Raw genomic sequence first — 18,435 nt, 5'->3', positions numbered from 1 at the left:
CGTGTCCGTCGTCACGGCTTGTGAGACCTTTACTGCCATGACTGATACCGACATCAAGTCGCACAAAATAGAATTTCCCTGCAATGACTACCCGATCAAGGTGATCGGTGACACCAGTGTGGGCTTTACGGCGGCCGTGATGGAAGTGCTTGAAAAGCATGCCACGGTCGACCTCAAGACGCTCGCCGAGCGTCAGAGCAGCAACGGCAAATACACCACTGTGCAACTGCACATTGTCGCTACCGGCGAAGACCAGTTGCGCGATATCAATAGTGCCTTGCGCGCTACGGGTTTCGTGCACATGGTGCTCTGATGGCGGGTACGCTGGGTTTTCGTGATCTGGGCCTGATCGATTACGAAACCGCCTGGCACGCCATGAAGCGCTTTACCGACGAGCGTGGCCGCGAGGCTGCCGATGAGGTCTGGCTGGTTCAGCATCCGCCGGTTTTCACTCAGGGACAGTCCGGCAAGGCCGAGCATTTGCTGCTGCCGGGTAATATTCCTGTCGTACAGGTCGATCGTGGCGGCCAAGTGACTTATCATGGTCCGGGCCAACTGGTGGCTTATCTGATGCTGGATGTCAGGCGCCTTGGTTTCGGCGTTCGCGATCTGGTCACCCGGATCGAGAACACCCTCATCGCCTTGCTCGCCGACTACGGCGTCAAGGCAGCAGCCAAGGCTGATGCCCCCGGCGTATACGTTGCCGGCGCGAAGATAGCGTCGCTCGGTCTGCGCATTCGCAACGGCTGCTCGTTTCATGGTCTGGCGTTGAACGTCGACATGGACCTTGAGCCGTTCCGCCGCATCAACCCGTGCGGATACGCCGGGCTGGCCATGACCCAACTGAGCGATCAGGCAGGGCAGATAGAATTTTCCGAGGTAAGTGCCCGACTGCGTGCGCAGCTCGTCAAACACCTCGACTACGCTGAGCAGGCGACCCTTACGGGCGGAATAAACCATTATGACTGACACCGTGCAAACCCTGATCCCGACGCTGGATGTTTCCGAGCGAGTGGCCCGTCCGAAAGTCGAAGCGGGCGTCAAGCTGCGCGGAGCGGAAAAGGTTGCGCGCATCCCGGTCAAGATCATCCCGACGGTAGACCTGCCGAAGAAACCCGACTGGATTCGCGTGCGCATCCCGGTTTCTCCGGAAGTCGACCGCATCAAGCAATTGCTGCGCAAGCACAAGCTGCACAGCGTCTGCGAAGAGGCGTCCTGCCCCAACCTGGGCGAATGCTTCTCCGGTGGTACTGCAACGTTCATGATCATGGGCGACATCTGCACCCGTCGCTGCCCGTTCTGTGACGTGGGCCATGGTCGTCCGAAGCCGCTCGACGTCAACGAACCGAAGAGCCTCGCCATCGCGATTGCCGACCTGCGCCTGAAGTACGTGGTGATCACCTCGGTGGACCGCGACGACCTGCGTGACGGTGGTGCTCAGCACTTCGCCGACTGCATCCGTGAAATCCGCCTGCTGTCGCCGGGCGTGCAGCTCGAAACGCTGGTGCCCGATTACCGTGGGCGGATGGACGTGGCGCTGGAAATCACCGCCGCCGAGCCGCCGGATGTGTTCAACCACAACCTGGAAACCGTACCGCGTCTGTACAAGGCTGCGCGTCCGGGGTCGGACTACCAGTGGTCGCTGACCCTGCTGCAGCGCTTCAAGCAGATGGTCCCGCACGTACCGACCAAATCCGGGCTGATGCTGGGACTGGGCGAGACCGACGAAGAAGTCATCGAAGTCATGCAGCGCATGCGCGAACACGACATCGACATGCTGACCCTGGGTCAATACCTGCAGCCTTCACGCAATCACTTGCCCGTGCAGCGCTTTGTCCACCCGGACACCTTTGCCTGGTTCGCCGAAGAAGGCTACAAGATGGGCTTCAAGAACGTCGCTTCAGGGCCGCTGGTACGCTCTTCGTACCACGCCGACGAGCAGGCCAAGATCGCCAAGGCGATGCTCTGACAGCACGCCGCAAAAACAGGAAGGGCCAGGTAGCGATACCTGGCCCTTCTTTTTTGCGGTGGATTATCGTGCCGATTCTCTGCGGACTATCATGCCAACGCTCCGAGTTGGCATGCCGTTCTGGACGCTCTGCGTCACACTCTTCACCGCATCGTAAGTCGAGATTGGACGCGGAGCGTCCGGAAATGCATTCCCACGCTGGAGCGTGAGGAGCGATAGGCGTCCGTAAGAACGCTATCGTGCCAATGCTCCGCGTTGGCATGCCGTTCTGGACGCTCTGCGTCCTCCCGATTACTGCCCGACAGGCTTGCGCAGGTTCTCCAGCAATTCATGCGTCGGGTAGCCATCGGCTGGCCAGCCGAGCGATTGCTGCGCACTGCGGATGGCCTTGCGTGTATTGGCGCCGATAATGCCGTCTGGCGCGCCTGCGTCGTACTGGCGTGCCGAGAGCAGGGTTTGCAGCTCAATGCGCTCTGAGCGGCTCAGCGGCAGGTCTCCGCGTGGCCAGCTGCCCACGACATAGCCCGCGCCCTTGAAGCGATCGGAGAGCAGGCTGATCGCCAACGCGTAGGAGGTCGAGTTGTTGTACTTGAGAATCGCGCGGAAGTTGTCCAGCACCAGAAAGGCCGGCCCGCGATAACCGGCTGGCAACAGCAAGGCGGCTTGCTGCTGGCTGGCGGCGACCGGAATGGCTGAGCCGTCGGGCTGTTTCAGACCCAGTTGCTGCCATTCAGCAAGACTCTTGCGGGTCGTCGAGTCGGCCAGCGAGTAATCGAACCCCGAGCCGAGCACCACTTCAAAGCCCCAGGGCTGACCACGCTGCCAGCCGGAACTTTGCAGGTAGTGTGCGGTGGAGGCCAGGGCATCGGCCGGGGTATTCCAGATATCACGGCGGCCATCGCCGTCAAAATCCACGGCGTGGGTGTTGTAGGTGGTAGGGATGAACTGCGTCTGGCCCATCGCACCGGCCCACGAACCCAGCATTTTGTCCGGGGTTATGTCGCCATGCTGGATGATTTCCAGCGCGGCGAGCAACTGGCTCTGTGCAAAGCCGGGACGGCGACCTTCATAGGCCAGTGTGGCGAGTGAGCGAATGACGGATTGCGTACCCTGTAACGACCCGAAATTACTTTCCATGCCCCACACCGCGACCAGCGTCTGACGATCGACGCCGTACTGCTGCTCGATCTTCTGCAGGTCGTCGGCATACTGCGACAGCAGCGCCTGACCCTTGCGTACGCGTGCGGCAGAGATGGCACCGTCAAGGTATTCCCAGACCGGGCGGCTGAATTCAGGCTGACTGCGGTCGGCCTTGACCACGCTCATGTCGGGGGTGACGCCGGCAAATGCCAGATCGAATACGTCCGCGCGAATGCCTGCCTTCAACGCCTGGGCACGGAAGCCGGCCTGCCATTCGCTGAAGCTGACGGCGGGCTGAATCGTGAGGTTGTCATCAACGACCAGTGCTGGCGTAGGCGCTACGGCAGGAGCGTTTGTCTGCACCTTGCTGGATTGAAGAGGTGTGGCATCGGCTGCAGTGGGTTTTTCTGCGCAGGCTACCAGGGCAACAAGACTGGAGGCAGCGATGAGTTGGCGCAGCTGCGGGCGATGGGTAAAACGAGAAGGCATGCTTGAGTCCAAGGGTATTACCGTTAGGTGCAGACCATAACACGGCTAAGCGGTTGAAAGCGCCCCGGAAATGTTGCTCGATATCAGGCTGCCATAAAGCAGGAAGCCTCCCAGCTTTTAGACTGGAAGGCTTCGCGGCGGTAGCTGCCTTTGCCTTTGGCCGGTTGTTCCTGACGACTGCGGAACAAGGGCTGGGCGATGATGGATTTGGCCTTGTTCGGCCGCTTTGGCTTGCTCATGGCAGGTGCTCCTGATGGGTATTGTAAAACGCTGCGAATCATCGGGCAGAGCGGCGCGTGTGTCCAATAGTCGTATGCTATGGCGCTGAGCGCGTAATTGGCCGAGTGAATGAAGACCTGTAGGAGCGAGCTTGCTCGCGAAGGGGCCGGTGCAGGCCCGTCGCTTTGATTATCGTGCCGATGCTCTGCGTCGGCATGCAGTTCGTGACGCTCCGCGTCACAGGAGGACGCAGAGCGTCCTGAAGGGCATTACCACGCAGAGCGTGGGAACGAGAGTCGACAACACCTGCCTACTCCGCAGGCAATGCCAATCGTTGCCCCGCCATCAGCAGTGCCAGCCGGCTCAGGCTGCTCCAGGGCGAGCCTGCTGCCTGGCCTTTGATCTGCGCATCGATGCGTTGCGCATCCATGAGCAGCTGGCTCCAGCGTTTGGCCGAGTGGCGTTGCAGGGCTTTGCTCATCAACGGCTTGCGCTTGTCCCAGATCGGCGGGCGTGCCGAGCTGAACACCTTGTCCAGCGGTACGCCCTGGCTGAACTGTTGCGACATGTTGGCCAGGGCGCGCAGTTCGCGGGTCAATGCCCAGAGAATCACTGGCGTTTCGACCCCTTCGCCACGCAGTCCTTCGAGCATGCGCAACGCGTGGGCAGCTTCGCCATTGAGCACTGCATCGGTCAGGCCAAATACGTCGAAGCGCGCACTGTCGGCTACGGCCGCCTGCACGGTCTCGACGGTGATCTGGCCTTCTTCGGCCATCAATTTGAGCTTTTCGATTTCCTGCGCGGCGGCCAACAGGTTGCCTTCGACTCGGGCCGCGATCAGTTCGACAGCGTCCTGAGTCGCTGCCAGACCTGCCTGCGACAGGCGCTGGCGGATCCATTGCGGCAGCTGGCCGATGTCCACGGGCCAGATTTGCACGAACTGGGTTTGCGCACCCTCGACCAGAGCCTTGCCCCATTTGGTTTTCTGCGCACTGCCATCGAGCTTGGGCAGGCTGATCAGCAGCAGGGTGTCTTCGGCAGGTCTGGCGCAGTATTCCATGAGTGCCGCAGCACCCTTGTCGCCGGGCTTGCCGGAGGGCAGACGCAGCTCCAGGAGACGGCGTTCGGCAAACAGCGACATGCTGGCACCCGCCTGGAGCAATGTGCCCCAGTCGAAGCTGGCGTCGGCGCTGAATACCTGCCGCTCATCGAAGCCTTGCTGGCGTGCGGCTGCGCGAATGGCGTCAGCTGCTTCCTGGCAGAGCAGCGGATCGTCACCGCTGATCACATAGACGGGCGCAAGTGTGCCTTGCAAGTGCTTGCCGAGTTGGGCGGGGGCGAGTTTCATGAGTCAGAGCATGTCGGGGCCGGAGAACCGGCCCCAGACACTTATCTGGCTGGAACTTCGACAGGCGACTGCTGAGGCGTCTCGTCGCGGATTCGCTGGGCAGCCTCCAGTGCGTCGGCTTCGGCCTTGGCAACCGCATCGGCCTTGGCCTGTAGCTCGTCCAGACGCGAAGGGGTCAGTTGCTGCAAGCGAGCCATCATTTTCTGGATCAGGTCGTTGCGCATTTCCTGACGAACCTGGGCGGCTTCCTGGTCGGAACCGGTCAGGTTGTTGCCGTCGTGCACGTAGGAACGGTCTGCGGTGACTTTATCGCCAAGCAGGAAGCGATCCTTGTCGCCATGCACTTCATAGGTCAGGGTGGTGGTCAGCTGGTATTCAGCCGAGCGACCCGAGCCCGAGTAGCTGATGGCGCGCTGAGTCTCGGCTTCGTTGGTCAGCATCAGCTTGTAAGGCGCGCCGGTATAGACCTTGACGCCAGAGCTGGTCAGCAGGCGAGTGAGTTGCGTCACGGTTTCGCCATAGGCGTTGCGGGCGCTGACATCCAGCTCCTTGATCGCCAGCTCGGTGGTACCGGTGCCACGCAGCTGGAAGCCACAGGCACTCAACAGAACAGCCAGGCCCATCACCAGCAAATTGCGTTTGATCATCTTGATGCTCCCCTTGAATCCGTTTGGGCCGCCAGTGCGTGCCCTGGAAATATGTTCGGCGCCCTGCATTTGCCGGGCGCCCGATCCAATCAGCTTGCGACGATGTTGACCAGCTTGCCAGGCACGACGATCACCTTGCGAATGGTCAGGCCATCAGTGAAGCGCAATACGTTCTCGTTGACGCGTGCGGCCGCTTCGACCTCTTCGCGGCTGGCGCTGGCGGGCATCTCGATGTGACCACGCAGCTTGCCGTTGACCTGAATCACCAGTTGCAGACTGTCCTGTACCAGCGCGCTTGCATCGAATGCAGGCCAGCCCGCGTCGATCACCGGCTCATTGTGGCCCAGTTGCTTCCACAGTTCGTGGCTGATGTGCGGTGTGATCGGAGCCAGCAGCAGGGCGACGGTTTCCACGCCTTCCTGCATCAGGGCGCGATCCTGCGGTGTGTCCTGCGGGGCCTTTTCCAGCACGTTCATCAGCGTCATCACTTGCGCGACAGCGGTGTTGAATTTCTGGTTCTGGCCAATATCCTGGCTCGCCTGTCTGATCGCCTGATGAATCGCGCGGCGGATGGCTTTCTGCTCATCGGTCAACGCCGCAACGTCCAGGCCGGTCGATGGCCCTTGAGCTACATGCGCCTGAGCCAGACGCCATACGCGGCGCAGGAAACGATGCGAACCTTCGACGCCCGAGTCGGACCATTCCAGGCTCATGTCGGGCGGGGAGGCGAACATCATGAACAGACGGCAGGTGTCGGCACCGTACTGGTCGATCATGGTCTGTGGGTCGATGCCGTTTTTCTTCGACTTCGACATCTTTTCAGTGCCGCCGATTTCCACCGGCAAGCCGTCGCTGGTCAGTCTGGCGCTGATCACCTTGGCCTTGGCGTCTCTTTCGAGGGTCACGTCGGCCGGGTTGATCCAGGTTTTCTTGCCGCTGGTTTCCATGCGGAAGTAGGTTTCGGCGTTGACCATGCCCTGGGTGAGCAGGTTCTTGAACGGTTCGTTCGAGGTTACCAGGCCTTCGTCGCGCATCAGCTTGTGGAAGAAGCGGGCGTAGAGCAGGTGCAGGATCGCGTGTTCGATACCGCCGATGTACTGATCCACCGGCAGCCAGTGGTTGGCAGCGTTCGGCTCGACCAGGCCGCCCTCGTAATGCGGCGACGCATAGCGCGCGTAGTACCACGAGGACTCGACGAAGGTGTCCATGGTGTCGGTTTCACGCTTGGCCGGTGCGCCGCATTTCGGGCAGCTGCATTCGTAGAACTCGGGCATGCGCGCCAGTGGCGAGCCAGCGCCGTCGGGCACGACATCCTCAGGCAGGACAACCGGCAACTGGTCTTCCGGGACCGGCACGTCGCCGCAGGTGTCGCAATGCACGATAGGGATCGGGCAGCCCCAGTAGCGCTGGCGGCTGATGCCCCAGTCGCGCAGGCGGAACTGGGTACGGGACTGGCCCAGGGATTTCTTGACCAGCGCGGCTTCAATGGCGTCAAACGCGTCCTGGAAGGTCAGGCCGGTGAACTCGCCGGAGTTGATCAGCTCGCCATGCTCACCGTAGGCCGGTTGCCATGGGGCCGGCGTTTGGTCGCCGGCGCTGGTGCGTACCACGGGCTTGATCGGCAGACCGTACTGGGTGGCGAACTCGAAATCACGCTCGTCGTGTGCCGGTACGGCCATGACCGCGCCATCGCCGTAGTGCATCAGCACGTAGTTGGCGACCCACACCGGCAGTTTCTCGCCAGTCAGTGGATGCTCGACGAACAACGAGGTCGCCTGGCCTTTCTTTTCCTGTGTGGCAACGTCGGCTTCGGCAACGCTGCCGCCCTTGCATTCATCGATGAACGCCTGCAGGGCGGGGTTGCCTTGAGCGGCCAGGGTTGCCAGCGGGTGTTCAGCCGCCACGGCGACGTAGGTCGCCCCCATCAGGGTGTCAGGGCGGGTGGTGAAGACTTTCAGGGCACCGGCTTCGCCGATCGACGCCTGGTCGTACGGAAACTGCACTTCCATGCCGCGCGAACGGCCGATCCAGTTGCGCTGCATGGTCTTGACCTGTTCAGGCCAGCCCGGCAGTTCGTCGAGGCTTTCCAGCAGCTCATCGGCGTACGCGGTGATCTTGAAGTAGTACATCGGGATTTCGCGCTTTTCGATCAGCGCGCCGGAACGCCAGCCGCGGCCGTCGATGACCTGCTCGTTGGCCAGTACGGTCTGGTCGATCGGGTCCCAGTTCACGGTGCCGTTCTTGCGGTAGATCACGCCTTTTTCGAACAGGCGAGTGAACAGCCATTGTTCCCAGCGGTAGTAATCAGGCTTGCAGGTGGTGACTTCGCGCGACCAGTCAACCGCCAGACCCAGGCTCTTGAGCTGGGTCTTCATGTAGTCGATGTTTTCGTAGGTCCACTTGGCCGGCGCGACGTTGTTGTCGATGGCGGCGTTTTCAGCCGGCATGCCGAAAGCGTCCCAGCCCAGTGGCTGCAGAACATTCTTGCCGAGCATGCGCTGATAGCGGGAGATCACGTCACCAATGGTGTAGTTGCGCACATGACCCATGTGCAGCTTGCCGCTCGGGTAAGGAAACATCGACAGGCAATAGAAGGTGTCCTTGCCTGGCTGTTCACTGACTTCAAAAGACTTTTGCTCATCCCAGAACGTTTGGGCGGCGGCTTCGATTTCACGGGGCTGATAGAGTTCGTGCATGGCTACTTTTTACTAAGGATTAGTGACCCTTGACCTCTTCATTGCTTCGCCGAGTCAGGTCGGCACCGCGTGGCGGACAATTGCAACTGTCTGTGCGGTGCGTTCGGGCTCAAGAGCGCGGAAGTGGAATTACAGGAAGCGCAGTAGCATACATGAGGGCCGTCTATCGAGGGAAACCCTGATTGCGTCCCCGTGTGGGCTCAACGCCCGGCCGACAACCTTATCTGGCCGTTGGTCGTAGTTCCATGCCGGTTCTTGCAGCAGCGCTAAGCTCAAACGCGAGGGTGATGATTTATCTTCGATGAGGTGAGCGGATGACAGAGTTGCAGCATGTTGTAAGTCTATCCAGGCTGTATGGGCGCCTGATCGACCGTCTCGGACTTGCACTCGAGACGGCGAGTACCTCGGTCCGGCTCCGAAACGAGTCGCCTGCCGAGCTTGAGCTCAAGGGGTTGAGCCGCGCCGAGTTCCAGTTGATCGAGGCCTATCTCGAAAAAGGTAGCGGGGACGCAGGCGCAGCTGTCGTGGACACGTCTACGGGCAGCGGTGTGGTTGCTGCGGAGCATGGCCGGTCGCCCCGAGCGTCAGCCACGATCGTGTGGCTGAAGGATCGGCGACGAGCCAAGGCGTCAGTACGGCTGGGCCGTAACACTTAGGCAATTGCACGCCTGCCTGCGCGCGCAGGCCAATGGCCTGGCTATCATCGGCTTCCTGCTCCAGGCATTGTCGCGTGCCTGCAAACATTCTAGGCTGCGGGCACTCATGGAGATGTCCCGATGCCCTTGCGTTACCTGCTCAAAACCCTCCTTTTGCCGCCCGGCATTCTGTTTGTCCTGCTGATCCTCGGCTGGTGGTTGCGTCGCTCCCGGCCACGTCTGGCGACGGCGTTCTTTGCGGTCGGCCTTGGCGGATTGTGGCTGATGAGTCTGCCGGTCGCCGTAGAGTTCGCCGCTCGTAGACTGGAGCAGATCCCGCCCTTGCCGCAACAGCGGTGGGCGATGCTGGCGCAGCAGGCGGATGCCATTGTGGTCCTGGGCAACGGGCGCGAGCGCAACTCGCCGACCTGGGGCACAGACACGCCCACCGGTCTTGGACTCGAGCGCTTGCGTTTGGCGGCTCGATTGGCGAAAGAATCCGGACTGCCGATACTGACCTCTGGCGGCCTGCATTTTGACCAGCCGCCCAGTGAAGCGTCGATCATGGCGCAGTCGCTGCAGGATGATTTTGCTGTGGCGGTGCGCTGGCAGGAGGGTCTGAGTCGCACCACGTGGGAAAACGCGACCATGAGCGCCGCGATTCTGCAGCCGCAAGGCATCAAGCGCGTGGTATTGGTGACTCAGGCCTGGCACATGCCGCGGGCACGCTGGAGCTTCGAGCAGGCGGGTTTCACGGTGGTGGGTGCGTCGGTCGGCTTTCTGGGGGTCGACAACGCTCGGCCTTTTGGTGGCTGGCTGCCTGAAAGTCGCGTGTTCACGCAGAGCGGGATGCTGCTCAATGAAGCCGCAGGCTTGCTGGTGTATCCGTGGGTCTATCGGAAGGGGCAATGATCATCTGGAGCAGTGATCATTTGAAGCCGATTCCGCCTGCAGGCAGATGAAACCGGCTTCGTGCAGTCAGACGGTCTTGGAAATCCGTGCCGCCATCAATGCCCAGCCAAACAGCAGCAGGCAGACAATCGCTAGCGGCCACGAGCGCCAGTGCAGATAGGGCGTGAGTTCATGCATCGGCACTACTTCGCCGTACAGCACGCCGCGTTCGAACTGCGGAATCTGCTCGGTGATTTGGCCGAACGGGTCGATCAGCGCGGTCACGCCGTTGTTGGTGGCGCGGATCATCCAGCGACCCGCTTCAAGGGCGCGCATCTGGGCCATTTGCAAGTGTTGCAGAGGGCCTATCGAGGTGCCGAACCAGGTGTCGTTGCTGACCGTCAGCAGCAGGTCGCTTTGCGCCGACAGGCTTGCGGCGAACTCCGGATAGACCACTTCGTAGCAGATGAACGGCGCGATGTGATAACCCTTGGCCTGCAATAACGCCTGATCGTTCGGGCCGCGCGCGAAGTCCGACATTGGCAGATCGAAGAAGGAAATCAGCCCGCGCAGCAGGTCCTGCAGCGGCACGTACTCACCGAACGGCACAAGTTTCTGCTTGTAGTAGGTGCCGTCACCCTGACCTGTGACCGTGATGCCGTTGTAATAGCGGTACTCACCGCGCCCGGTCGGTTCGCGCACCGGTACGCCGGTGATCAGTGCCGCGCCGCGGTCCGAAGCGAACTTGCCCATCATCGACAGATAGCCTTCTGCGCTTTCCTTGAGCACCGGCACGGCGGTTTCCGGCCAGACGATCAGGTCTGCCTGCTGCGAACGGAAAGTCATGTCGCGGTACAGGGCCAGCTGATCGTTGAGCTTTTGCGGGTCCCACTTCATGCTTTGTTCGACGTTGCCCTGCATCGCCGCGACTTTCAGTGGCGCGCCGGACGGCGATGTCCAGGCGTGCCCCTTGAGGGCCAGGCCTGTCACCCACGGGGCCAGCAACAGCACCACGCCCATGGCCAGAAACGATTTGCGTTCACGCAGGCGGTGCAGGTTGCACAACAGTGCAGCAGTCATCGCCAGCGAGAACGAAATCAGCCATACGCCGCCGACGGGGGCGAGCCCGGCCAGTGGACCGTCGAGCTGACTGTAGCCGGAATAGAGCCACGGGAAACCGGTGAGAAACCAGCCGCGAAACGCTTCCTGCCACAGCCACAGGGCTGCGAAGGCCAGCGCATCAGCCAGCGGTGCCTCATTGCGACGCAGCCAGCGCGCCCAGACCCAGGCGGGCAGGGCAAAGAACAGGGCAATGGCGGCGATGAACAGCAGCATCAGCAGCCCGGCCAGCAGTACAGACGCGCCGCCGTAGGTGTGAATGCTGACGTAGATCCAGCTGGTGCCGGCGCCGTACAGACCGAAGCCGTAGCACCAGCCACGGGCCAGTGCCTGGCGCGGGTTCAGGTCGCGCAGGCCCAGATAGAACATCGCCACTGCCACCAGCACCAGAGGCCAGAGGTCGAAAGGCGCCAGGGCCAGAGTCGTGAGCCCGCCAGCCGCCAGGGCCAGCAGGTTACCGGGCCAGCCGGGGCGGGTTATCCAGCGCATGTAGATTCCTTAAAGCAGCATCAGGTGTTTACGGACGTGAAATGGGCGTCACGCGCAGCAAATGAATGCGACGGCTGTCAGCGCTCAGGATGCGGAAACGATAAGCACCGATTTCAGTGATTTCGTTGCGCTTGGGCAGATGGCCGAAGGCATTCATCACCAGACCGCCCACGGTGTCGAACTCGTCGTCCGAGAACGTGCTGTCGAAGAATTCGTTGAAATTCTCGACCGGGGTAAGGGCCTTGACCAGGAAGTCGCCGCTGGGCAGCGGTTTGATGTAGCTGTCTTCCTCGACGTCATGCTCGTCTTCGATATCGCCGACGATCTGTTCCAGCACGTCTTCGATGGTCACCAGACCTGCCACGCCGCCGTATTCGTCAATGACGATGGCCATGTGGTTGTGGTTGGCGCGAAACTCGCGCAGCAGCACGTTGAGACGCTTGGATTCGGGCACGAAGGTGGCCGGACGCAGCAGCTTCTTGACGTCATCACTGTCGCCGTCGGCCTTGAGGATCAGCGGCAGCAGATCCTTGGCCAGCAGCACACCGAGCACGTCATCGTGGCTCTCGCCGATCACCGGATAGCGCGAGTGCGCAGCATCGATGACCGCCGGCAGAAATTCACGGGGTGTCTGGGTCGCCTTGATGCTGATCATCTGCGAGCGCGGCACCATGATGTCGCGCACTTGCAGGTCAGCCACTTGAATGGCGCCCTCGACGATGGCCAGCGCTTCGCTGTCCAGCAGTTTGTTCTGGTGGGCTTCGCGCAGCAGCTCAAGCAGCTCCTGGCGGTTTTTCGGCTCATGGACAAAGGCCTGGGTCAGTTTACCCAACCATGACTTTTGCCCGTTGCTCGATCGGTCTTCGCTCATAGCCCTTACTCGTGGTCCTTGCTTGGTGTGTCTGAATGGGGAGGGTCGGCACTTTCGTCGTCGGCGTAAGGATCGGGATAGCCCAGCTCCTCAAGCAACGTTCGTTCCAGTGCTTCCATTTCTTCGGCTTCTTCATCATCGATGTGGTCGTAACCCAACAGATGCAGGCAGCCATGAATGACCATGTGCGCCCAGTGCGCGTCGACGGACTTGCCCTGTTCAACGGCTTCACGGTTGACGACCGGAACGCAGATGACCAGATCGCCCAGCAACGGGATGTCCAGCATGTCGTCCGGAACGTCCGCCGGGAATGAAAGCACGTTTGTTGCGTAATTTTTGTGTCGCCAGGTGTTATTGAGCTCACGGCCTTCGGTTTCGTCAACCAGGCGGATGGTCAGCTCGGAGTCGGCACTGCGCTGACGCAAGCCCATTTCACACCAGAGGCGCAATCGGGCTTCGTCAGGGGCGCTTGTCTCGCTTGCAACCTGCAGGTCCAGCTCAAGCATCGCGGTGTTTGTCCCGTGGGTAACTGTTGTTGCCCGACGGACCATCGCTGAGGCGGTCGTCGAAACGCTCGTAGGCTTCGACGATGCGCTGTACCAGCGGGTGGCGAACCACATCCTTGGGTTTGAAGTGCGTGAAGCTGATGCCCGGCACGTCCTTGAGCACATCGATGACATGCGTCAGCCCGGAGCGAGTGCCTTTGGGCAGGTCGACCTGGGTGATGTCGCCGGTGATCACGGCCGTGGAGCCGAAGCCGATACGGGTCAGGAACATCTTCATCTGCTCGACGGTGGTGTTCTGACTTTCGTCGAGAATGATGAAGCTGTTATTAAGGGTGCGTCCGCGCATGTAAGCCAGCGGTGCCACTTCAATGACCTGCTTCTCGATCAGCTTGGCGACGTATTCGAAACCGAGCATTTCGTAAAGCGCGTCATACAGCGGGCGCAGGTACGGGTCGATCTTCTGCGCCAGATCGCCGGGCAGGAAGCCCAGCTTCTCGCCAGCCTCGACCGCCGGGCGCACCAGCAGGATGCGTCGGATCTGCTCGCGCTCCAGTGCATCCACCGCGCAGGCCACCGCCAGGTAGGTCTTGCCGGTACCCGCCGGGCCGATGCCGAAGTTGATATCGTTGCTGAGGACTTCCTTGACGTAACGCTGCTGGTTCAGGCCGCGCGGGCGAATCATGCCCTTTTTGGTGCGCAGCGAGACGCCGACTTCGGCGGCAGGGTGGTTGTCGAGGCCGTCCACACCCGATTCCTGGAGAAACAGGTGGACCATGTCCGGCGTCAGTTCGGTACCTTTGGTTTCCCGGTACAGACGGCGCAGAAGGTTCTCGGCGGAATGACTTTGTTTGGGGTCGCCAATGAGCTCGAATTGATTGCCGCGATTGCGGATCTCGATGTCCAGGCGTTGCTCGATCAGGCGCAAGTGCTCGTCGAGTTGCCCGCACAAGTTGGCGAAACGATGGGCCTCGAAAGGCTCGAGGGTGAAGCGATGAGGTTCTATGGGTGCGTTCAAGGTCGTTTAATGGCCGTCCGGCGGCAATTGAGATGTATTGAAGAATAACCCTAGCGCTGATTGTGCGAAAGCTTTGCCTTGTTAAAGGCCGCGCCAGGGATTCACCGTGCTCAATGGTAGGGACCGCGCAGAAACGAATTCATTCGGCGATTCGTTTCTGCGCCGACACTCAGGCTTTACTGTAGCAGCGAGCCGCGCAACGAGTGAGGCTGTGCATCATCGATGTGTACATCGGCAAACTGCCCGATCAATTTGGGGTTGTCGCAGCGAAAATTGACAATCCGGTTGTTCTCGGTGCGCCCCTGCAGTTCGCCCGGGTCTTTCTTCGAGTAGTCGGTTACCAGAATGCGCTGGATGCTGCCGACCATCTGTCGGCTGATCTCGAAACCCTGCTGGTTCAGACGATGTTGCAGCGCGGCCAGTCGCTCTTTTTTCAGTGCTTCCGGCGTGTCGTCCTTGAGGTCCGCGGCGGGCGTGCCCGGACGCGGGCTGTAGACGAACGAGAACGAGAAGTCGAAACCCACGTCCTCGATCAACTTCATGGTGTTGTCGAAATCCTTTTCGGTCTCGCCGGGGAAGCCGACGATGAAGTCGGAACTGATACTGATGCCCGGCACTGCGGCCCTGAGCTTGCGCAAGCGGGACTTGTATTCCAGCGTGGTGTGGTTGCGCTTCATCGCCGCCAGGATGCGGTCGGAACCCGATTGCACAGGCAAATGCAGGTGTTTGACCAGCTCCGGCACTTCCGCGTGGGCCTGGATCAGGCTGTCGGAAAATTCCAGCGGGTGCGAGGTGGTGTAGCGAATGCGGTCGATGCCATCGACGGCGGCGACCACGCGGATCAGGTCCGCCAGGTCTGCAACGCGGCCGTCGTGGGTGGTGCCGCGATAACCGTTGACGTTCTGCCCCAGCAGAGTGACTTCACGCACGCCGTTTTCGGCCAGGTGGATGACTTCACTCAGCACGTCGTCGAACGGACGACTGACTTCCTCGCCACGGGTGTAGGGCACCACGCAGAAGGTGCAGTATTTGCTGCAGCCTTCCATCACCGACACATAAGCACTCGGGCCATCGACGCGTGGCTCGGGCAAATGGTCGAATTTTTCGATTTCCGGGAACGAAACGTCGACCTGCGGCAAGCGGGTCACGCGTGCGGCGTCGATCATTTCCGGCAGGCGGTGCAGGGTCTGCGGGCCGAACACCACGTCCACATAGGGTGCGCGATCGCGAATGGCTGCGCCTTCCTGGCTGGCCACGCAGCCACCGACGGCGATGACCATTTCCGGATTGGCCAGCTTCAGCTCGCGCCAGCGGCCGAGCTGGGAATACACCCGGTCCTGGGCGCGCTCACGAATCGAGCAGGTATTGAGCAGGATCACGTCGGCGTCTTCCGCGCGAGCGGTGACTTCCAGGGCCTGATGTTCGCCCAGCAGGTCGACCATGCGCGAGCTGTCGTACTCGTTCATCTGGCAACCGTGGGTTTCGATATAAAGCTTTTTGGCCATGCGTGATGATCAACCGTGTCAGTGAACCGCGCATTATAAGGATGAAGGGCTCGGGTTCCTAGCGTCGGCTGTCCGACGAGGCGGGCGGACATGCTATAGTCCGTGCCCCTTTTTCATCTCTGATCGTTACCCGCCCGTTATGACCAAACGCGAAGCTCCAATCTACAAGGTGATTTTCCTCAACCAGGGACAGGTGTTCGAGATGTACGCCAAGCAGATCTACCAAAGTGATCTGTGGGGCTTTCTGGAAGTTGAAGAATTCGTCTTCGGCGAGCGCACGACCGTGGTGGTGGACCCCAGCGAAGAGAAGCTCAAGGCCCAGTTCGAAGGCGTGGTGCGCAGTTTTGTGCCGATGCACTCGATTGTGCGCATCGATGAAGTCGAACGCATGGGCACGCCGAAGATCAGCGAGGCGCGCGGTACCAGCAATGTAATGCCGTTCCCCATGCCGATGCCGGAAAAGTAAGCGTTGCAGGTTTGCATCGCGACTGCCCTGAAAGATTCCTGATCAGGGCAACGGAGAGAAAGGACTGCGCCCTTCGGCGGTCTGCAGTTCAAGCAGGTATTTGCGGAAAATCTGCCCCAGTACCTGAGTGGCCACTTCGAGCTCGTCACGCGGCATCTTCGCCGACACTTCGTCGGCAGCGTCCAGCGCCTCTTCCGAACCGTTGACCGCGGCCATCTTCAGCACGATGTACGCCTGAATGTTGTTGGCCTGCACACCTTCGCCACGGCTGAACATCAAGCCCAGCTGGTACTGCGCCTGGGCATGGCCCTGCAGTGAAGCCTGCTCGAAATAATTCAGCGCCTGCGGCAAATCGCGAGGTGCATTTTTGCCCTCGTAATAGAACTCACCCAACTCGTACTGTGCCTGCGCGTCCCCACCCTTGGCGGCCTGCTGGCAGGCTTCGAGCGCTGCAGGCAGGTTCTCTGGCTGGGTATTGAGGGTGCAACGACCCATCGCCGGTACTAACAACGAGTTGCCGCCGGCAGTTGCCAGCAGGGGATAGACAAGCAACAGGCAGCCCAATACAAGGGTGCGGCCGGTGCGGTTCATGGGAGTCGACTTACCTCTGAAAAAGGTGCGGGCATGCCCGACCAGCTAAACGTGCTGGCTGCGCATTATGAAATAAGCAGAGCCAACCTTACAAAGTCTTTACGGATTTTCTGCTGCACGGCCTGAAAACACCCTTCTTTACGGGCGGATTACCTGAAACAGGGTTGTTGTCGGCGTGTATATGCAGCGTTCGCAGTGCATTGTAGAAGCAAAATGCATACTTAACGTTCAGTTTCATTTGCAGTCATCACTCGCGCCGGTTCACTGACACCCTGCGCGAGTGATGCCTGAGGAGCTTATTTCAGCGCAGCGAATGCCTTTTCTGCGGCATCCAGGGTCAGTTTCAACTCGGCATCACCATGGGCGATTGAGGTGAAACCCGCTTCGAAGGCGCTTGGCGCGAGGTACACGCCGCCGTCCAGCATCAGGTGGAAGAAACGCTTGAAGCGCTCGGAGTCACTGGTCATCACGTCTTCAAACGTGACGATTTCGTCGGCTTCGCTGAAATACAGGCCGAACATGCCGCCGGCCTGGGTCGTCACGAACGGAATACCGGCTGCATCGGCGCGCTGTTGCAGACCTTCGAGCAGGCGGCGGGTGTAGTCGCTCAGTTCATCGTGAAAGCCTGGACGGCTGATCAGGCGCAGCGTGGTGAGGCCGGCTGCCATCGCCAGCGGGTTGCCCGACAGGGTGCCGGCCTGATAGACCGGGCCGAGCGGTGCGATGTGCGACATGATTTCGCGTTTGCCGCCAAAGCAGCCGACCGGCATGCCGCCACCGATGATCTTGCCGAAGGTGCTCAGGTCGGGCGTCACGCCGTAATAAGCCTGTGCGCCGCCGAGGGCTACGCGAAAACCGGTCATCACTTCATCGAAAATCAGCACCACGCCGTGCTCGTCGCACAGCTCGCGCAGCCCTTGCAGGTAGCCAGGCGCGGGCGGCACACAGTTCATGTTGCCGGCCACGGGTTCGACGATGATGCACGCTACTTCCTGACCCACTTCGGCCAGCAGGTCACGCACGGCGTCAAGGTTGTTGAAGGGCACGGTCAGGGTGTGTTTCGCGAATGCTGCAGGTACGCCAGGCGAGCTGGGAACGCCCAGGGTCAGTGCGCCGGAGCCGGCCTTGACCAGCAGGCTGTCGGAGTGACCGTGGTAGCAGCCTTCGAACTTGAGGATGCTGTCGCGGCCGGTGAAGCCGCGCGCGAGGCGGATCGCGCTCATGGTTGCTTCAGTGCCCGAGCTGACCATGCGCACCATTTCCATGGACGGCACCAGTTCGCAGACCAGGTCGGCCATTTCGGTTTCCATGGCCGTCGGTGCGCCGTAGGACAAGCCGTGTTCCAACTGGCTGCGCACGGCGTCGAGCACGTCGGGATGGCTATGGCCAAGAATCATCGGGCCCCAGGAGCCGACGTAATCCACATAACGCTTGTCGTCTTCGTCGGTCACGTAGGCGCCCGCAGCGTGCTTGAAGAACAGCGGCGTGCCACCCACGCTCTTGAAGGCGCGAACCGGCGAATTGACGCCACCGGGGATGTGTTTTTGGGCGTTGGCGAACAGTGTTTCGGAACGGGACATGATCGGGTCTCTGCTTTGAAGCGGGGAATTCGTGTCTACGCTGGGGTCAGCCGAGGCGGGCAGCTTCAGGGTGGGCTGCTTTATTGGGTGGCATGAGCCAGAGAAGGCGCAGGAACGCGCACTATATCAAATGAAGCGCGGCTGCGAATGACTTGTGGGAGCGAGCTTGCTCGCGAAGGGGGCAATGCAGGCCCCGAAAATAGCGTCTAAACCATCGCCTTCGCGAGCAAGCGAAGCGTCGCCCGGCTCGCGCCCACAG

Annotated in this window: 18 protein-coding genes; 6 read left to right on the top strand and 12 right to left on the bottom strand. The window is 60.9% G+C overall.

All coding sequences use genetic code 11. The annotated features are described in order from the left end of the window. Positions 1-37 precede the first annotated feature (37 nt). The 3 genes from KBY08_RS13050 to lipA are packed head-to-tail and all read left to right on the top strand — an operon-like array spanning position 38 to position 1,969. Positions 38-313 (top strand): DUF493 domain-containing protein, encoded by a 276-nt coding sequence (locus KBY08_RS13050; RefSeq protein WP_003340907.1) that lies wholly within the window; start codon positions 38-40, stop codon positions 311-313. Continuing rightward, positions 313-969, top strand: a complete 657-nt coding sequence (gene lipB, locus KBY08_RS13045; protein ID WP_103754493.1) for a lipoyl(octanoyl) transferase LipB — start codon at positions 313-315, stop codon at positions 967-969. Before KBY08_RS13050 ends, lipB begins: the two co-directional genes overlap by 1 nt. Further along, positions 962-1,969 carry a lipoyl synthase gene (lipA, locus tag KBY08_RS13040; protein WP_002555327.1) on the top strand — a complete coding sequence of 336 codons (1,008 nt, stop codon included), beginning with the start codon at positions 962-964 and terminating at the stop codon, positions 1,967-1,969. The genes lipB and lipA overlap by 8 nt, the downstream gene beginning before the upstream one ends. Positions 1,970-2,260: 291 nt before the next feature. On the opposite strand, the gene KBY08_RS13035 is transcribed toward lipA, so the two are convergent. The 5 genes from KBY08_RS13035 to leuS all read right to left on the bottom strand — a co-directional run bounded on the left by KBY08_RS13035 (position 2,261) and on the right by leuS (position 8,508). After that, positions 2,261-3,598, bottom strand: coding sequence for a lytic murein transglycosylase (locus KBY08_RS13035; protein ID WP_024639414.1), 1,338 nt, complete (start codon positions 3,596-3,598; stop codon positions 2,261-2,263). 83 nt (positions 3,599-3,681) lie between these two features. Then, positions 3,682-3,837 (bottom strand): alternative ribosome rescue factor ArfA, encoded by a 156-nt coding sequence (gene arfA, locus KBY08_RS13030; RefSeq protein ID WP_002555325.1) that lies wholly within the window; start codon positions 3,835-3,837, stop codon positions 3,682-3,684. A gap of 290 nt (positions 3,838-4,127) precedes the next feature. Continuing rightward, a complete protein-coding gene (gene holA / locus KBY08_RS13025) occupies positions 4,128-5,165 on the bottom strand; it encodes a DNA polymerase III subunit delta (RefSeq protein WP_003368796.1) in 1,038 nt (345 codons plus the stop codon). Positions 5,166-5,206: 41 nt separating this feature from the next. Then, the gene (gene lptE / locus KBY08_RS13020) at positions 5,207-5,812 is read right to left on the bottom strand and encodes an LPS assembly lipoprotein LptE (RefSeq protein ID WP_024639412.1); all 606 of its coding nucleotides are present in this window, start codon (positions 5,810-5,812) and stop codon (positions 5,207-5,209) included. A gap of 89 nt (positions 5,813-5,901) precedes the next feature. Further along, positions 5,902-8,508 carry a leucine--tRNA ligase gene (leuS, locus tag KBY08_RS13015; RefSeq protein ID WP_058822767.1) on the bottom strand — a complete coding sequence of 869 codons (2,607 nt, stop codon included), beginning with the start codon at positions 8,506-8,508 and terminating at the stop codon, positions 5,902-5,904. A 314-nt stretch (positions 8,509-8,822) separates the two neighbouring features. Between leuS and KBY08_RS13010 the strand changes: the two genes are divergently transcribed. Both KBY08_RS13010 and KBY08_RS13005 read left to right on the top strand, forming a co-directional pair. Further along, positions 8,823-9,164: a hypothetical protein gene (locus KBY08_RS13010; RefSeq protein ID WP_111522209.1), complete on the top strand. Its 342-nt coding sequence runs from the start codon at positions 8,823-8,825 to the stop codon at positions 9,162-9,164. Positions 9,165-9,284: 120 nt separating this feature from the next. Beyond that, positions 9,285-10,055, top strand: coding sequence for a YdcF family protein (locus KBY08_RS13005; RefSeq protein WP_111522208.1), 771 nt, complete (start codon positions 9,285-9,287; stop codon positions 10,053-10,055). A 66-nt stretch (positions 10,056-10,121) separates the two neighbouring features. Here the strand turns inward: KBY08_RS13005 and lnt are convergent, their stop codons facing one another. The 5 genes from lnt to miaB all read right to left on the bottom strand — a co-directional run bounded on the left by lnt (position 10,122) and on the right by miaB (position 15,539). After that, a complete protein-coding gene (lnt, locus tag KBY08_RS13000; protein ID WP_024643052.1) occupies positions 10,122-11,642 on the bottom strand; it encodes an apolipoprotein N-acyltransferase in 1,521 nt (506 codons plus the stop codon). Between the two features lie 28 nt (positions 11,643-11,670). Then, entirely contained in the window at positions 11,671-12,513 is an 843-nt protein-coding gene (locus KBY08_RS12995) for an HlyC/CorC family transporter (RefSeq protein ID WP_003368790.1), read from the bottom strand. A gap of 5 nt (positions 12,514-12,518) precedes the next feature. Next, entirely contained in the window at positions 12,519-13,019 is a 501-nt protein-coding gene (gene ybeY / locus KBY08_RS12990; RefSeq protein WP_003399800.1) for an rRNA maturation RNase YbeY, read from the bottom strand. After that, entirely contained in the window at positions 13,012-14,034 is a 1,023-nt protein-coding gene (locus tag KBY08_RS12985) for a PhoH family protein (protein WP_003399802.1), read from the bottom strand. Before KBY08_RS12985 ends, ybeY begins: the two co-directional genes overlap by 8 nt. Before the next feature lie 176 nt (positions 14,035-14,210). Further along, positions 14,211-15,539, bottom strand: coding sequence for a tRNA (N6-isopentenyl adenosine(37)-C2)-methylthiotransferase MiaB (gene miaB / locus KBY08_RS12980; RefSeq protein ID WP_003368786.1), 1,329 nt, complete (start codon positions 15,537-15,539; stop codon positions 14,211-14,213). Positions 15,540-15,678: 139 nt separating this feature from the next. On the opposite strand from miaB, the gene KBY08_RS12975 reads away from it, so the two are divergent. After that, positions 15,679-16,005 carry a DUF1820 family protein gene (locus tag KBY08_RS12975; protein WP_003313868.1) on the top strand — a complete coding sequence of 109 codons (327 nt, stop codon included), beginning with the start codon at positions 15,679-15,681 and terminating at the stop codon, positions 16,003-16,005. 42 nt (positions 16,006-16,047) lie between these two features. Here KBY08_RS12975 and KBY08_RS12970 read toward each other — a convergent pair whose 3' ends face one another. Together KBY08_RS12970 and hemL are read right to left on the bottom strand one after the other, a co-directional pair. Then, positions 16,048-16,596, bottom strand: coding sequence for a tetratricopeptide repeat protein (locus KBY08_RS12970; protein WP_003399809.1), 549 nt, complete (start codon positions 16,594-16,596; stop codon positions 16,048-16,050). Between the two features lie 296 nt (positions 16,597-16,892). Then, positions 16,893-18,176 carry a glutamate-1-semialdehyde 2,1-aminomutase gene (gene hemL / locus KBY08_RS12965; RefSeq protein ID WP_003399812.1) on the bottom strand — a complete coding sequence of 428 codons (1,284 nt, stop codon included), beginning with the start codon at positions 18,174-18,176 and terminating at the stop codon, positions 16,893-16,895. Positions 18,177-18,435 lie beyond the last annotated feature (259 nt).

The organism is Pseudomonas sp. P135 (genome assembly GCF_020312125.1).
GTDB classification, from domain to species: Bacteria; Pseudomonadota; Gammaproteobacteria; order Pseudomonadales; family Pseudomonadaceae; genus Aquipseudomonas; species Aquipseudomonas fragariae.
Note: the sequence above shows the minus strand (reverse complement) of the source record. Positions and strands in the feature narration are given on the sequence as shown.

Excerpts from the sequence above, each read along its gene's own strand:
- ybeY (WP_003399800.1), bottom strand. The coding sequence starts at position 13,019 with ATGCTTGAGCTGGACCTGCAGGTTGCAAGCGAGACAAGCGCCCCTGAC.
- KBY08_RS12995 (WP_003368790.1), bottom strand. The coding sequence starts at position 12,513 with ATGAGCGAAGACCGATCGAGCAACGGGCAAAAGTCATGGTTGGGTAAA.
- lipB (WP_103754493.1), top strand. The coding sequence starts at position 313 with ATGGCGGGTACGCTGGGTTTTCGTGATCTGGGCCTGATCGATTACGAA.
- miaB (WP_003368786.1), bottom strand. The coding sequence starts at position 15,539 with ATGGCCAAAAAGCTTTATATCGAAACCCACGGTTGCCAGATGAACGAG.
- KBY08_RS13035 (WP_024639414.1), bottom strand. The coding sequence starts at position 3,598 with ATGCCTTCTCGTTTTACCCATCGCCCGCAGCTGCGCCAACTCATCGCT.
- arfA (WP_002555325.1), bottom strand. The coding sequence starts at position 3,837 with ATGAGCAAGCCAAAGCGGCCGAACAAGGCCAAATCCATCATCGCCCAG.
- hemL (WP_003399812.1), bottom strand. The coding sequence starts at position 18,176 with ATGTCCCGTTCCGAAACACTGTTCGCCAACGCCCAAAAACACATCCCC.
- KBY08_RS13010 (WP_111522209.1), top strand. The coding sequence starts at position 8,823 with ATGACAGAGTTGCAGCATGTTGTAAGTCTATCCAGGCTGTATGGGCGC.
- KBY08_RS12970 (WP_003399809.1), bottom strand. The coding sequence starts at position 16,596 with ATGAACCGCACCGGCCGCACCCTTGTATTGGGCTGCCTGTTGCTTGTC.
- lnt (WP_024643052.1), bottom strand. The coding sequence starts at position 11,642 with ATGCGCTGGATAACCCGCCCCGGCTGGCCCGGTAACCTGCTGGCCCTG.
- lptE (WP_024639412.1), bottom strand. The coding sequence starts at position 5,812 with ATGATCAAACGCAATTTGCTGGTGATGGGCCTGGCTGTTCTGTTGAGT.
- KBY08_RS13005 (WP_111522208.1), top strand. The coding sequence starts at position 9,285 with ATGCCCTTGCGTTACCTGCTCAAAACCCTCCTTTTGCCGCCCGGCATT.
- lipA (WP_002555327.1), top strand. The coding sequence starts at position 962 with ATGACTGACACCGTGCAAACCCTGATCCCGACGCTGGATGTTTCCGAG.
- holA (WP_003368796.1), bottom strand. The coding sequence starts at position 5,165 with ATGAAACTCGCCCCCGCCCAACTCGGCAAGCACTTGCAAGGCACACTT.
- KBY08_RS13050 (WP_003340907.1), top strand. The coding sequence starts at position 38 with ATGACTGATACCGACATCAAGTCGCACAAAATAGAATTTCCCTGCAAT.
- KBY08_RS12975 (WP_003313868.1), top strand. The coding sequence starts at position 15,679 with ATGACCAAACGCGAAGCTCCAATCTACAAGGTGATTTTCCTCAACCAG.
- leuS (WP_058822767.1), bottom strand. The coding sequence starts at position 8,508 with ATGCACGAACTCTATCAGCCCCGTGAAATCGAAGCCGCCGCCCAAACG.